The following is a 12,897-nucleotide window of genomic DNA, read 5'->3' as shown; positions in this document are numbered from 1 at the left end:
CGACAGGAAGATAAAGAGGTTTTCACACTGTTTCCCGCTGTTTCGCAGTGTGAAGGAGAAGTTATGTCGTAGTTTAGTCAGGCGCGGCGGAGGGTTCAAACCTGAGATAGCATCACATCTATGCGCAGATCGAATAGATGGGATCCATGAACATCTCACAACTGCAAACCCTGGTGGCTGTGGTGGAGCGGGGAAATTTCAGCGATGCCGCTCTGCAATTGCACATTTCCCAGTCGGCGGTGAGCCGGGCCATTGCCAGCCTAGAGGAAGAATTGGGGGTGACTCTACTGGTGCGCGGTCGCTTTGGGGCGCGCCTAACCCCGGTGGGGGAGCGACTGCTGCGCCATGTTCGCAAAATGCTGCAACTGCGGGAACAAATGGATTATGAGGCCAACCTGGAAAAAGGGTTGCGGGGGGGAAATGTGCGGGTTGCCGCTTTTCGCAGTGCTGCAACCCATTTGCTGCCGCCGGTGATCGCCCGCTTCCGCCAACAATTTCCCCAGATTACCCTCACCCTTACAGAGGAAGATCCGGCCACTGTCGAACATCTGTTGCGATCGGGCCAGGTGGATATTGGCCTGTTGCCCCTGCCGCGGGCTGCTGAGGATCTACAGACGTGGGAGATTGCCCGCGATGAGTTCATTGTGTTGGTTCCGCTGAGTTTTGGGCCCCTGCCGGAAACCCTGACCTGGGAGGATCTTTCCCGTTTTTCCTACATTCTCTACAACTACGCCGAATGCACCACCGCGGTGCGGAACCACTGGGAAGCTGCTCACCAAACCCTCAAGGTGGCCTACTTGGTGAAGGAAGACTCCACCATTGTGAACATGGTGGCACAGGGTCTGGGGGCTGCCATCTTGCCCCGCTTGGCCGCCATTCCCATTCCCGAAGGGATCCAGATCCGCCGGCTGCCGATCCCACTGGAGCGGGTGATCGGGGCTGCCGTTCTGGCCTCTGCGCTGCATCCGCCTGCAGTATTTGCCTTCCTGGAAGCCTTGCGGGGAAACCCATCCCAGTTGCCAAGTTAACATTGCATCGGGAGTACAAGGCAGCTTTGTTGACACCACGCTCATCCATCCAGTGACGCAAGCATTGGTTGCGGACAAACTGGGCAGGGCCTCATCCAAGGCTTGGTATGGCGCTGGAGCGGCGTTGAGGAGTTTGGCTTCCCTGACCAGCATGGGTTTATTTCATTGCAGGTCTATATCATTGCAGGTCTATAGTCATTTCAAACTAGATTGAGACACCCCCGCTGCTGCCCAAACGTTCCACGCCGCTTCCACAATCACCTTTAGATCCTGTCCCAGAGGGAGAAAGGAGCTAGAAAGCAATCTAGGAAGCAATGCAACGGAAATGTTTCATTCCTGTTTAAAATGACAACAACAGGGCAAAAACTGTCCTGGAAGGACGGGGCTTTAGACCCAGTTTTTGGGTAACGCAGTGAAAATCGGCGGCCAATGTACGTTGGGGCAAGGCCAGCAGATCCTCCCCCGCCAATTTTTGAAAAGACTTGCCCACCCCAGTTACCTTGCCCTTCAAGTGCGATCACTACCCTATCTCCAATCGCGCCGAGGAGATAGAGTTCTCCAGCCGTTGAAAGGGGTGGCGGGAATTACAACGGTTTTTTGCCCAGACCACTTTCTATCGCCCAGCGGGCCAGTTCTGTGCGGTTGTGCAGGCCGGTTTTGCCCAGCATGTTGCTGACGTGGCTTTCAACGGTGCGCTGGCTCACCCCAAGAACTTCGGCAATCTCGCGGTTGGACAGGCCCCTGGCCACGTACTGGATCACCTTAGTTTCTGTTGGCGTAAGTTCAATTTCCCGATCCAGTTTTATGACCGGCTGAATGCCCACATTCTGCACTTGTAACAGGCGCTCGGTATGTTTGAGAGAAGACTCCACCTGCGCCACCAATTCTTCCGGCTCAAAGGGCTTGACCATGTAAACATCTGCCCCTGTGGTCAGGCCGCGCACCCGATCCGCCGTCTGCCCACGCGCCGACAGAAAAATCACAGGTATCCAGTCCGTAGCACTGTTGGAGCGAATGGTTTCCACAAAGGTATAGCCATCCATCTCCGGCATCATCACATCGCAGATGATCAGGTCTGGTGTGAAATGGCGCATCGCTTCCAACCCCTCCAGACCGTTGCTCGCCGCCACCACCTCATAACCGCGAAACTCTAGGTAGTCCTTGGCCAGCAGGATTAAGTTCGGATCGTCATCGATGAGCAACAGTCGCTTTGGGTTGTCCACGGTTTACCTTTTGAGCGCTAAGCTAAAAAGTTTTAGGTGAAGAAATACGGAATCTCTTGTTTCCGTGACCTTCACTGTAGGGAAACGACTCTTGAGTACCACCCTTTTGCTTGCTCAATTGGGGAGCAGCCTATGGTAACTGTGCCCTACCTCTAGTCTCTAGGATATCACACATGGAAGAAGTGGAAGTATTCACTTGCGAAATGCTGGCAACAGTATCTCTACGGAATTTAGGAGCCCTGGCTGGTAACCCTATCCCACAAACCTGGCAGAGCTGGCCTCTGCTCTGAAATCGCAGTGCCCAACACATAACCGCAATCTACCCAAAAATTTATATCTCGTGTGTCTATATATCACATACCTATATGCTTAAGTACCGATATATCTAACATCTGCTACCTATTCAAGTGCCCGTACGTCTTCTGGCTGGGGTTTCCAGGTAGGCAGGCGGACAGAACTGGTGGAGAATGGAAGAGAGCCTGCAATCTGACGACAGCCGACATAAGGAGAACGGGTGGAAAAGGGCACACTGGTGGAGTTTCGTTACAATAACGACCGTGTGTTGGCAGTGGTTCAGGGCACTGAGGGTAAGAAGAACCTACTGCTGGGGGTGCCTTCTGGGCAGGTTCATAGTGTTCACCCTCGCCAGATTACCTTTGCTTTGAACGGGGGATCCAGCTTCACGGCTTCCGACATCCCCGGCTTTTGGCAGGCGGTGCAGGCAAAGTTGGATCCCGAAAGCTTGGCGCTGGCCTGGGAACTGGTGCAGGAGGAGCGGCGGTCTCTGAGCTTGGCGGAGATGGCTCGGCTGTTGTTTTCTGATGATTCTCCGGTCTCTACCTATGCCGCCTATCGCCTCTTGAGCGAGGATCGCACCTACTTCAAGCAAAAGGGGGAAAGCTACGAACCCCGCACTCCGGCTCAGGTGAAGGAGATCCTCCATCAAATGGCCGTTGCCCAACAACGGCAGCAGGAACAACTAGAGTTTGAGGCCCATCTGCGAGAGGCTCTGGCTCATCCCGGTCAAGGGTATCCCTGGACTCCTGCCGAACGGGCCCGCCTGGAGGTGCTGGAGCGCCTGGCCCTGCAGGGAGCAGCAGCAGCCATTCGCAGCCACGAGGATCTCTCTTCCAATCTCAACCCGTCGGATCGGGAACGGGCCTCGCAACTGCTGGAGCTGATGGGGTTTCCTGACACTCCGCAGGGGGCCTTTGAGGCTTTGGTGGCTCTGGGGCTGTGGAGCCGCCACGAGAACCTGGCCCTGCGCCTCACCGGGATCCCAACCCAGTTCCCGAAGGCGGTGGAGCGATACACCCAAGCCCTGCTCAGCCAGCCTCCCTCTTTCTGGGATCCCCACCTGCGGCAGGATCTCACCCACCTCCACACCTACACCATCGATGATGCCAGCACCCGCGACATTGACGATGCCCTCAGCGTCGAGTTCTGGTCGGATGACGCGGTGAAGCTCTGGATCCACATCGCTGATCCCAGTTGTTGGGTGCAGTGGGGGGATCCCCTCGATTTGGAAGCCCGCAAGCGTGGCACCAGCGTCTATTTGCCGGAGCGGGTGATCCCGATGTTCCCGCCGGAGTTGTCCACCGGCCCGATGAGCTTGGTGCAGGGAGAGGTGCGGCCTGCCCTTAGCTTTGGCATTCTACTGGGATCCGACGGCCAGATCCGCGATTCCAAGATTTGCCTCAGCCAGATCAAAGTGACCTACCGCCTCACCTACGAAGATGCCGATGAAATGTTGGAGTTGGGGGCAGAGGCTCAACTGACAGCCATTGCCCGGGCAGCCCAGTGGCGTTATGCCTGGCGGATGGCTCAAGGGGCAATCCAAATTGGCTTGCCCGAGCAAGATATCAAGGTCATCGACGAGATCCCCCACCTCCGGGTAATCGAGGATACTCCTGCGCGGCAGATGGTGGCGGAAATGATGGTGCTCACCGGCGAGGTGGCGGCTCGCTTCGCCAGCCAAAATGGGATCCCGGTGCCCTATCGTCTGCAGCCGGCTCCCGACTTACCCCCACCCGAAGTGCTGGATAGGTACCCTCAGGGGCCGGTTCGGTCTTTTGCCATCATGCGGTGTCTATCGCGGGCGGAAGTAGCCACCCAGCCGGGGCGACATACAGGGCTGGGTCTCGATGCCTACTGTCAGGTTACCTCCCCGATTCGGCGCTACCTGGATTTGGTGGCCCATTACCAGATCAAGGCTTTCCTGCGTGGGGATCCCTTGCCGTTGACGGAGGCGGATGTGCAGCAGTTGCTGGTGGGGATTGAGCCGGGCACCGCTGAGGCCAACCAGGTGGAGCGGAAATCCAAGCGCTACTGGAGCATCGAATACCTGCGCCTGCGACCGGGGCAAATTTGGCGGGCTCTGGTCTTGGGCTACCTGCGCGAGCAGGAAAACTTGGTGTTGGCCATGCTGGATGAGATTGCCTTTCGGGTGCCGGTGCGCCTAGAACGCCAGATTCCTCTGGGGGCTTGGATCGAGTTGGAAGTTGTGCAGGCGGATCCCCGTGCGGACGTAATTGAGCTGCGCGAGGTGGGACGAGAGGCGGCCATGTGCGGATAGATGCACCTTAACCTGCTGCTCACCCAATCTGCGCGGATAGCTGATACAACAGAGGGGGAAGTCTCAAAAGTCTGGATCGTGAATTTTCTTTAGGGGGGATCCCATGACTGCACGACCTTCCGGCCCACCTCCAATCGTCTACATTCTTTTGTTCGCGATACTGGGAGGCGGCGGCTGGTATGCCTATCGTTCCGGCCTGTTGGACTCATTCCTGAATAGAGAGAACACACCTCCTATCCCCAGCCAGATTCCAGCTACCCGGCCCCAAGCCCCAACAGCGCCCAACCCGCCTGCCAACGCCGTTAATCTGGATACTTCTCTGCCCAACCCAGCAGTGCTCCAGGTGGATGGCAGCGTCACGATGATCCGGATCGTCTTGGCCCTGAAGGGAGGCTACACCCAGCGCAACCCCGGCATTCCCCTCACCTATGGGATCCCGGATGGCAAGCCCAATGGATCCAATGCCGGCCTGAAGGCCCTGATGGAAGGTCGCATCCAGATGGCCGCTAGCTCCCGCCCCCTCAATGCCAGCGAAGTGCAGGCGGGTCTACAGGCGATCCCGGTGGCCAAAGATGCCCTGGCGGTGGCGGTGGGGGTGAACAACCCCTACAAAGGAGGACTGACGCTGCAGCAATTGGCCGATATCTTCCAGGGTCGGATCACCAATTGGAGCCAGGTGGGCGGCCCGGATCGGCGGATTCGGGTCCTCAATCGCGCCCCCCAGAGCGGCACCTACAGCGTTTTCCAAGAACTCGTGTTGTTGGGGCTGCCCTTCGCTCCCGATAACCCTCCCTACTTCACCACCGCCACAGAAGATGTCACCACCCCGCTGCTGCGGGCTTTGGGAGAAGATGGCATCACCTACAGCACTGTCGATCAGGTGCAAAACCAGCAAACGGTGCGGATTGTGCCCATCGACGGCCAGATGCCCACCCGTGAGGCCATCCAGAGGGGCAGCTACCCCTTGGCGCGGAATGTGTTTTTGGTGGCACCTCAGAGGACTAGCCCTGTGGTGGCCGATTTCATCAACTACGCGCTCTCGGATCAAGGCCAGCAAATCATTGGCCGCACCGAGTTCATCCCCCTCCGATAGCAACCCAAAAATAGCATCTGAGATAGCCGCCGACAGCAAGCGCAGCGATATCTCTGGGCTTTTCCAGAAGACGCCTTCCACCTGCTCCTATTCAAGGCACTTAGTCGTTTCAGGTTAGAGTGAGGCGCCTGAGCTATTGAGAAAAGCCTTTGGCCGCGTGCGTTCAACGTTTTAGGGGTGGGTGCAGCGTCCTAGTTTGAATCCAAATGACCCTAGATGTTAGAGAGGGGGCCCTAATTTTCACCAAAGTTCAATTTTTCAGTTCTCTCGGCGCACAGCGCTCTCATGCCACTTGCCCAACACCCGGTCGGATAGAGCACTCAAGGAAATGAAGATCAGGATCCCCAAGCCGGTGACCAAAATCAAGGCCGCAAACATGCGGGGCACCTGCAGGTTGAAGCTGGAGATCAAGATCTGGTAGGCGATCCCGGCCCGTTGCCCACCGGTACCGGCAACAAACTCCGCCACCACCGCCCCAATCAAAGAAAGGCCACCGCTGATGCGCAGGCCCCCCATGAAATAGGGCATGGCACTGGGTAGCCGCAAGTAGATCAACGTTTGCCAGCGGTTGGCCTTGTACAGTTGGAACAGGTTGAGCAGGTTGTGATCGACGCTGTTCAGCCCCAGAGTGGTGTTGGAAAGAATCGGGAAAAAAGCCACAATCCAGGCGCACACCACCATCGCGGCAAAGGTGTTGTTGCGCAGCCAAATGATGATCAGTGGGGCGATGGAGACAATGGGCATCGTCTGTAAAATCACCGCATAGGGGAAAAAGCTGCGCTCGATCCATTTGCTCTGGGTGAACACAATCGCGACCAAAAGCCCCGACACTGTGGCAGCCAAAAAGGCCACCACCGTAATTTGCACAGTGATCAACAGGGAAGGAAAAAGCGTTCCCCAGTCGCGGATGAGGGTTTGCACCACCAAAATCGGCCCCGGCAAGAGGTAGTGGGGCACTCCCGTTACCCGCACCGCCACTTCCCAGCCCACCAAGAAGAGGATCCCGACGATAAGGGGGGCAATCACTTCCAGGTTGAACCAACGGCCCAGATTCAACCCCTTCGCGGGCACCCCTGAGCCGGCACTCGGTATGTCTGCCTCATCCGTGGGTTGGGGTCTGAGCTTTTCTTCAACCGCGCCGGTCAGCTTGGGCAGAGACCAATCTGGCCAATGGAGAGGCCAGCTCTCCCCCAAGCCAACAAGGGATCCCAGCCAACGGCGCCATGGCTCGAGAAGCTGGACAAACAGGTCGAACATATCGTGAGGTTGGGGCATCAAGGGACTTACGCAACAGAGAGAACACCGCTAAGCCAGGGATCCCATCAGCGCAAACGTCCAGCAGAGAGGGGGCGCAAATAGGGGGGATCCTGAGCTGAGCCGTGCATGGCCTCGTGCAGACGGGCCGACACTTCACGGCAGTAGTTGTTGTAAAGGGAAGAGGTGCGAAAGTCTTCCGAGCGGGGATAGGGCGCATCGATGGGAATATCGGCTATCACCCGCCCTGGGCGAGCCGCCATCACCACCACGCGGTTGGACAGGTAGACGGCCTCGTAAATGTTGTGGGTAACGAAGAGCACCGTCCAGCGCTTTTCTTGCCACAGCTCCAACAGGTCGCTGTTCAACTTGCTGCGGGTGATTTCATCCAGAGCTCCGAAGGGTTCATCCATCAGCAACACCTGCGGCTTGGTTACCAGGGCGCGAGCAATGGAAACCCGCATGCGCATGCCGCCCGATAGCTCGCGGGGAAAACTGCGCTCAAACCCCCGCAGGCCCACCAGTTGCAGAGCTTCCAAGACATCTCGATCGGCTTTTGGCTTGGGCTCACCTGCCAGCTTCAAGGGCAGACGCACATTGTCCATCACCGTCGCCCAAGGCATAAGGGCCGGTTCCTGAAACACAAAGGCCAACTTGGGTTCCCCTTGGGGAGCATCCTTCTCAAGATTTTGCCCCCATTCGATAGAGCCTGTGGTCAGATGCCCCAGACCCGCCACCAACCGCAGCACCGTGCTTTTCCCACAGCCGGATGGCCCCACCAAGCTAACGAACTGCCCTTCTTGGATGGTCATATTCATGTCCTGCAAAGCCACCGTGCCATTGGAATAGACCTTGCTGACATGGTTGAGGGTGATGACAGGGGCAGGCATGGCTGGCAATTCCCGGAGCAGAGGAAGCACACACTTTCAAAATAACCCTCTCTGCCGCCTCTGCTTGGTAGGCGTAACTACAACTCTTTCCCTCAGAACCGGTTTCCAGAGAGTTTCTCACGGAAAGCTTGCGATGACCCAAATCGGAGCAGCAAGTCGGTATGATGTTGCCGACCACCCTCTGGCCAAGGAACACATGGGATCCCCATTTAAACCGGTTGCAGGTGCTGTTACAGCCCCGCGAGGATTTCGAGCCGCTGGAGTGGCCGCTGGCCTCAAGCCCTCAGGAGCTGCGGATCTGGCTTTGATCGTTTCCGAGTGCGATGCGGTTGGGGCAGGCGTTTTTACCACCAATCAGGTCAAAGCAGCCTGTGTTACCTACAACCAAGGGATCCTCGCCCAACAGCAGCCGGTGCGGGCCATCCTCTGCAATGCTGGGCAAGCCAACGCCTGTACCGGAGAAGAAGGAGAGCGCAACAACGCCCAACTGGCCCTCTGGGTGGCAGAACGGTTGGGGATCCCGGCCCATCAGGTGCTCACGGCCTCCACAGGGGTCATCGGGCGACAACTGGAAATGCCGAAAATCCAAGCAGCCCTGCCTGGCCTTATCGACAGCCTCTCTCCAGAGGGGGGGGAGAGCGCCGCCCGCGCCATCATCACCACCGACTTGGTGACCAAAAGCGTTGCCCTGCAAGCTGAGATCGACGGGTACACCGTCAGGGTCGGGGGCATTGCCAAGGGATCCGGCATGATCCACCCCAACTTGGCCACGATGCTGGCTTTTTTAACCTGTGACGCGGCTGTGGATCCCCGCCTGTGGCAGCAGATCCTCAAGCAAGCTGCCGACCTCAGCTTTAACCAAATCACGGTGGATGGGGATACCAGCACCAACGACATGCTCTTGGCCCTGGCCAACGGCCAAAGTGGGATCCCACCCCTGCAAGCCGGCACAGAAGCTGCCCAGACCTTAGCGGAGATGGTCAACCAAGTTTGCATTCATCTGGCCAAGGCCATTGCCCGCGATGGGGAAGGAGCTACCAAGCTGCTGGAAATTCGGGTGTGTGGGGCTGTGGATGATGCGGCAGCCCGACACATGGCCCGTGTGATCGCCAGCTCTCCCTTGGTGAAGGCGGCAGCTTTTGGCAACGATCCCAACTGGGGACGGGTGGCAGCCGCCGCCGGACGGGCCGGGATCCCCTTCGACAGCCGCCGGTTGGATATCCGTCTGGGGGATTTTCTGCTCATGCAGGCGGGAATGCCCCTGGCTTTCGATCGCAAGGCAGCCTCTGAGTACTTGAAAGGGGATCCGGTGACCTTTACCGTGGATCTCCATCAGGGATCCGGCCAGGGCGTGGCCTGGGGCTGCGATCTCAGCTACGATTACGTGCGCATCAACGCCGAATACACCACCTAATGGGGGATCCCAGCCATGACCACCGAATCGAACGCAAATAACGGCTTTTCCACCGAAGCCCAAGCGGCTTTGGCCAAAGAAGCGAGGCTTTCCCTATCCGGTTGGCAGCAAGAGGTGAGTCGAGGCTTAGAGTTTGGCCTCGAGGCAGCAGCCAGCATCGGCGATCGCTCCATCCCCACCTTTTCCCGTGGCGAATTGCCCCATTATGCCGGCATCAACACCTTCCTCAAGGCTCCCTACCTGGAGGATGTGCGCAAAGTTGGGGAGTACGATGTGGCAGTGGTGGGTGTACCCCACGATTCCGGCACCACCTATCGGCCCGGCACTCGCTTTGGCCCACAGGGGATCCGGCGCATTTCCGCTCTGTACACCCCCTACAACTTTGAGTTTGGCGTCGATCTGCGAGAGCAGATCACCCTCTGCGATGTCGGCGATATTTTTACGATCCCGGCCAACAACGAAAAATCCTTCGACCAAATCTCCAAAGGGGTAGCTCACATTTTCGGGTCTGGCGCCTTTCCCGTCATCCTGGGCGGGGATCATTCGATTGGCTTTCCCACGGTGCGGGGGATCTGTCGCCACTTGGGGGACAAGAAGATGGGCATCATCCACTTCGACCGCCATGTGGACACCCAAGAAACCGACTTGGATGAGCGCATGCACACCTGTCCTTGGTTTCATGCCACCAACATCCGCAACGCACCGGCCCACAACCTGGTGCAACTGGGCATTGGCGGCTGGCAAGTGCCACGGCAAGGGGTGAAAGTGTGCCGGGAGCGGGCCACCCACATCCTCACCGTTACCGACATCACCGAAATGGGCTTGGATGCAGCCGCCGATTTCGCCCTCGAAAAAGCCCTAGACGGCACCGATTGTGTGTACATCAGCTTCGATATCGACTGCATCGATGCCGGCTTTGTACCCGGTACAGGCTGGCCAGAGCCGGGTGGGCTGCTGCCGCGGGAAGCGCTCTACTTGCTCAAGCGCATTGTGCGGGAAGCACCGATCTGTGGCCTGGAGGTGGTGGAAGTCTCTCCCCCCTACGACATTAGCGATATCACAGCCCTGATGGCCACCCGAGTCATTTGCGATACGCTGGCCCATTTGGTGGTATCTGGGCAACTGCCGCGCCGAGAGAAGCCCGCCTACATCCACCCGGAGGCGACGCCAGAAATGGCCGGCGACTGGAGGTAAGAGATGCACGAGACCGACATGACCCGCGCCTTGATCCAAACACTACGTGACTGGTGGCAAAGTCAGCCGGGACAGCCTCAGATCGCTCGGGTGCACCTGGTGGTAGGACAGTTTACCTGTGTAGAGCCGGCCAGCCTAACCTTTGCCTATGCCGCACAAACCCAGGGTACTTTCCTACAGGGATCCCAGTTGGTCATCCGGGAAACGCCGCTCATTGCCTATTGCCATCCCTGCGGCCAAGAATACAAGCCAGAAATAGGCCGGCGCTATGCTTGCCCCAACTGTGGATCCCCGATGGAAGAGATTCGCTCGGGCCGAGAGCTGAAAATTGACTACATCGAAATTGACTACATCGAATGTTCAACAAACTTCACCCCACCGGCGCAACCAGAAGTCGCCTAGGCCGCTCCAAAGCTAAGTCCCAGAAGGACAGCTGCTCCCAAGCTGAGGATGAACATCAAGCCGGCAGGCATTAACGTTCGGGTTTTGCGGTAGCGCAGGGCGAATACGATAGATCCCAGCACTGTCGTCCCCAGGCCCAAGCCCAGCCCCCAGCGGGGATCCACCCCCAGCAGCCCATAGCTGACTCCGCTGAGGGCGGCCCCAACCAGCCCCCCGATGAGAGACTTGGAGCTTTTGCCTTTGCTATAGCCGATTGCTCCGCCCACCAAAAGCAGTGCCCCGTAGACCAGCAAGGTGATTTGTGCGGCCAGCATGATGGGAAAACCTTGTCCTCTCTAGGTTTAATCCACGAGGATATCGCGAATCAAGGGCAAGCGAATGCTGATGTAGCGATTGAGAATTGAGGCATCGACACTGCTGAGGGCGTGTTTTTTCTGACAGGCGCTCAGAAGCAGGTTCACCAAGTCATCGTCACGCTTTGTGAGCCAATCTGGCCTGCCAATCTCGCTGACCAAAGACCAAAACTGGCGTACCATTTCAGGAGTCATGGCATCCATTTTGTGGAGATAGGGGCTGAACTGCAAAAGAATGGTCTAGGCCATCGATTCGATTCTAGAAAAAAGACCTCATCCCCGAGGACAATATTTCAGCTCCGTCACAACTTAGGATAAGATGTTATGCTTTCCCACAAAGCTCAGCAAGCAGTGCCCCTTCTGGCTTTGTGAGGATCTTAGGAAGGTAAACTGGCAACTCCTGACATATATCAACATTAGGCGTTAAAAAACGATGATTCCTGTCAAAATCTCGACATCAGCATCAGAAGGTTCACAAGCCCCCTTATCCAAGCTGTAAGACAGGGAATCTGGGCGAGCAGGGGCTAGCGCAAGGCGTACTGTAACCTATAGGCTCCTTCTTCTCGTGGCTTATGGGTGTTGGCCCGCAGGGTATAAGTGCCGGTGCGGGGCAGAAAGGCAATCATCAGAGCATCGGTTCCACCCCCTTGGTCATCATCCCAAGCCCTGACTTCTCCACTGGGATCCAGCAGCTGCAAAAAGGCATCGAAATCGGAGCTGGTCATGGAAGCGATCAGGATCTGGCCGGCGCGGGCGGCAATGGGATATTCGTCCATCCAACTGCCATCCTCGGGATGCTGAAGGGATCCCTCCTGCAGACGGCCCGATAGGCTTTCCTGCCAATCTACCTGGGTGAGGATATAGGTGAGCCGGTAGTTGCCGGTGGATTCCGGCTCAAAGCTGGTGGCCCGCAGGGTATAGGTGCCTCCCTCCGGCAGACGTACTGCCAACAGGGCATTCACATCCAGGCCAGAGTCATCGTCAAAGCCAATCACCCGCCCTTGGCCGTCCACCAGCTCCAGATAAGCATCAAAATCTTCGCTCTCTAGGGCCGCAATCAAAATCTGTCCCGGCTCAGCGGTGACGGGGATCCCATCCCAAAAGCTGCCGTACTGGCGGCTGACTTGATCTCCCACCTCCAGCGCTCCCGTCACGGTTTGGCTGCCTCTCCACAGAGCAGAACGGGTCAGCGCAGATCCCACCGGCAAGCCTCTCTCTCCCACCCGATCCAGCAGCCGACAGCCGCCGGCCAACCCCAATGCCACCAGAGCCAGAGTCAAACGGGATCCCCAACGGCGAGGAGATGCGCAAGAACGATACCAGCTCAACATCGGAAGGGATCCCTAAAGAATGGCAACTGTAGACTGATCCTACCCCCTGATTGATTGAGCGAAAAGTTGGTCAGCTAGAAATCGCAGGAGCCCCGCACTGTACCCGTAGGGTCAGTGCCGGGAGGAATGCGGAAGTCACA

At 57.6% G+C, this 12,897-nt stretch carries 12 protein-coding genes; 6 read left to right on the top strand and 6 right to left on the bottom strand.

Annotated features, from left to right (window positions below):
- Positions 1-146 precede the first annotated feature (146 nt).
- Positions 147-1,028: a LysR family transcriptional regulator gene (locus NW840_RS09290; RefSeq protein ID WP_414343826.1), complete on the top strand. Its 882-nt coding sequence runs from the start codon at positions 147-149 to the stop codon at positions 1,026-1,028.
- A gap of 584 nt (positions 1,029-1,612) precedes the next feature.
- On the opposite strand, the gene NW840_RS09285 is transcribed toward NW840_RS09290, so the two are convergent.
- Positions 1,613-2,251, bottom strand: a complete 639-nt coding sequence (locus NW840_RS09285) for a response regulator transcription factor (protein ID WP_011434112.1) — start codon at positions 2,249-2,251, stop codon at positions 1,613-1,615.
- A 514-nt stretch (positions 2,252-2,765) separates the two neighbouring features.
- Between NW840_RS09285 and NW840_RS09280 the strand changes: the two genes are divergently transcribed.
- Positions 2,766-4,826, top strand: a complete 2,061-nt coding sequence (locus NW840_RS09280; RefSeq protein ID WP_414343823.1) for a ribonuclease catalytic domain-containing protein — start codon at positions 2,766-2,768, stop codon at positions 4,824-4,826.
- A 103-nt stretch (positions 4,827-4,929) separates the two neighbouring features.
- Complete coding sequence (locus tag NW840_RS09275) at positions 4,930-5,919, top strand: phosphate ABC transporter substrate-binding protein (protein WP_414343821.1); 990 nt, start codon at positions 4,930-4,932, stop codon at positions 5,917-5,919.
- A 258-nt stretch (positions 5,920-6,177) separates the two neighbouring features.
- Here the strand turns inward: NW840_RS09275 and NW840_RS09270 are convergent, their stop codons facing one another.
- Positions 6,178-7,194 (bottom strand): ABC transporter permease, encoded by a 1,017-nt coding sequence (locus NW840_RS09270; RefSeq protein ID WP_414343819.1) that lies wholly within the window; start codon positions 7,192-7,194, stop codon positions 6,178-6,180.
- 47 nt (positions 7,195-7,241) lie between these two features.
- Positions 7,242-8,063, bottom strand: coding sequence for an ABC transporter ATP-binding protein (locus NW840_RS09265; protein WP_414343817.1), 822 nt, complete (start codon positions 8,061-8,063; stop codon positions 7,242-7,244).
- Positions 8,064-8,259: 196 nt separating this feature from the next.
- Here NW840_RS09265 and argJ point away from each other — a divergent pair, with 196 nt between their 5' ends.
- From argJ to hypA, 3 genes are read left to right on the top strand one after another with little or no spacing between them, the layout of a single operon-like run.
- Complete coding sequence (gene argJ, locus NW840_RS09260; protein ID WP_414343841.1) at positions 8,260-9,477, top strand: bifunctional glutamate N-acetyltransferase/amino-acid acetyltransferase ArgJ; 1,218 nt, start codon at positions 8,260-8,262, stop codon at positions 9,475-9,477.
- Positions 9,478-9,492: 15 nt separating this feature from the next.
- Positions 9,493-10,671 (top strand): agmatinase, encoded by a 1,179-nt coding sequence (speB, locus tag NW840_RS09255; RefSeq protein ID WP_414329053.1) that lies wholly within the window; start codon positions 9,493-9,495, stop codon positions 10,669-10,671.
- 3 nt (positions 10,672-10,674) lie between these two features.
- Positions 10,675-11,073: a hydrogenase maturation nickel metallochaperone HypA gene (gene hypA / locus NW840_RS09250; protein ID WP_011434106.1), complete on the top strand. Its 399-nt coding sequence runs from the start codon at positions 10,675-10,677 to the stop codon at positions 11,071-11,073.
- Here the strand turns inward: hypA and NW840_RS09245 are convergent.
- The 3 genes from NW840_RS09245 to NW840_RS09235 all read right to left on the bottom strand — a co-directional run bounded on the left by NW840_RS09245 (position 11,070) and on the right by NW840_RS09235 (position 12,757).
- The gene (locus NW840_RS09245; RefSeq protein ID WP_011434105.1) at positions 11,070-11,387 is read right to left on the bottom strand and encodes a TMEM14 family protein; all 318 of its coding nucleotides are present in this window, start codon (positions 11,385-11,387) and stop codon (positions 11,070-11,072) included. The two genes, hypA and NW840_RS09245, sit on opposite strands and share 4 nt — an antisense overlap.
- A 27-nt stretch (positions 11,388-11,414) precedes the next feature.
- On the bottom strand, positions 11,415-11,621 hold the full coding sequence (locus NW840_RS09240) for a hypothetical protein (protein WP_238376795.1): 207 nt from the start codon (positions 11,619-11,621) through the stop codon (positions 11,415-11,417).
- A gap of 329 nt (positions 11,622-11,950) precedes the next feature.
- Complete coding sequence (locus NW840_RS09235) at positions 11,951-12,757, bottom strand: PPC domain-containing protein (protein WP_414329052.1); 807 nt, start codon at positions 12,755-12,757, stop codon at positions 11,951-11,953.
- Positions 12,758-12,897 lie beyond the last annotated feature (140 nt).

The sequence above is a fragment of the Synechococcus sp. R5-13 genome (assembly GCF_047462015.1).
In the GTDB taxonomy this organism is placed as follows: domain Bacteria; phylum Cyanobacteriota; class Cyanobacteriia; order Thermostichales; family Thermostichaceae; genus Thermostichus.
Note: the sequence above shows the minus strand (reverse complement) of the source record. Positions and strands in the feature narration are given on the sequence as shown.

What these genes read in the sequence shown, in the direction of transcription:
- NW840_RS09290 (WP_414343826.1), top strand. Translation starts at nt 147, where the DNA reads ATGAACATCTCACAACTGCAAACCCTGGTGGCTGTGGTGGAGCGGGGA.
- NW840_RS09275 (WP_414343821.1), top strand. Translation starts at nt 4,930, where the DNA reads ATGACTGCACGACCTTCCGGCCCACCTCCAATCGTCTACATTCTTTTG.
- NW840_RS09270 (WP_414343819.1), bottom strand. Translation starts at nt 7,194, where the DNA reads ATGCCCCAACCTCACGATATGTTCGACCTGTTTGTCCAGCTTCTCGAG.
- NW840_RS09265 (WP_414343817.1), bottom strand. Translation starts at nt 8,063, where the DNA reads ATGCCTGCCCCTGTCATCACCCTCAACCATGTCAGCAAGGTCTATTCC.
- argJ (WP_414343841.1), top strand. Translation starts at nt 8,260, where the DNA reads ATGGGATCCCCATTTAAACCGGTTGCAGGTGCTGTTACAGCCCCGCGA.
- speB (WP_414329053.1), top strand. Translation starts at nt 9,493, where the DNA reads ATGACCACCGAATCGAACGCAAATAACGGCTTTTCCACCGAAGCCCAA.
- hypA (WP_011434106.1), top strand. Translation starts at nt 10,675, where the DNA reads ATGCACGAGACCGACATGACCCGCGCCTTGATCCAAACACTACGTGAC.
- NW840_RS09245 (WP_011434105.1), bottom strand. Translation starts at nt 11,387, where the DNA reads ATGCTGGCCGCACAAATCACCTTGCTGGTCTACGGGGCACTGCTTTTG.
- NW840_RS09240 (WP_238376795.1), bottom strand. Translation starts at nt 11,621, where the DNA reads ATGACTCCTGAAATGGTACGCCAGTTTTGGTCTTTGGTCAGCGAGATT.
- NW840_RS09235 (WP_414329052.1), bottom strand. Translation starts at nt 12,757, where the DNA reads ATGTTGAGCTGGTATCGTTCTTGCGCATCTCCTCGCCGTTGGGGATCC.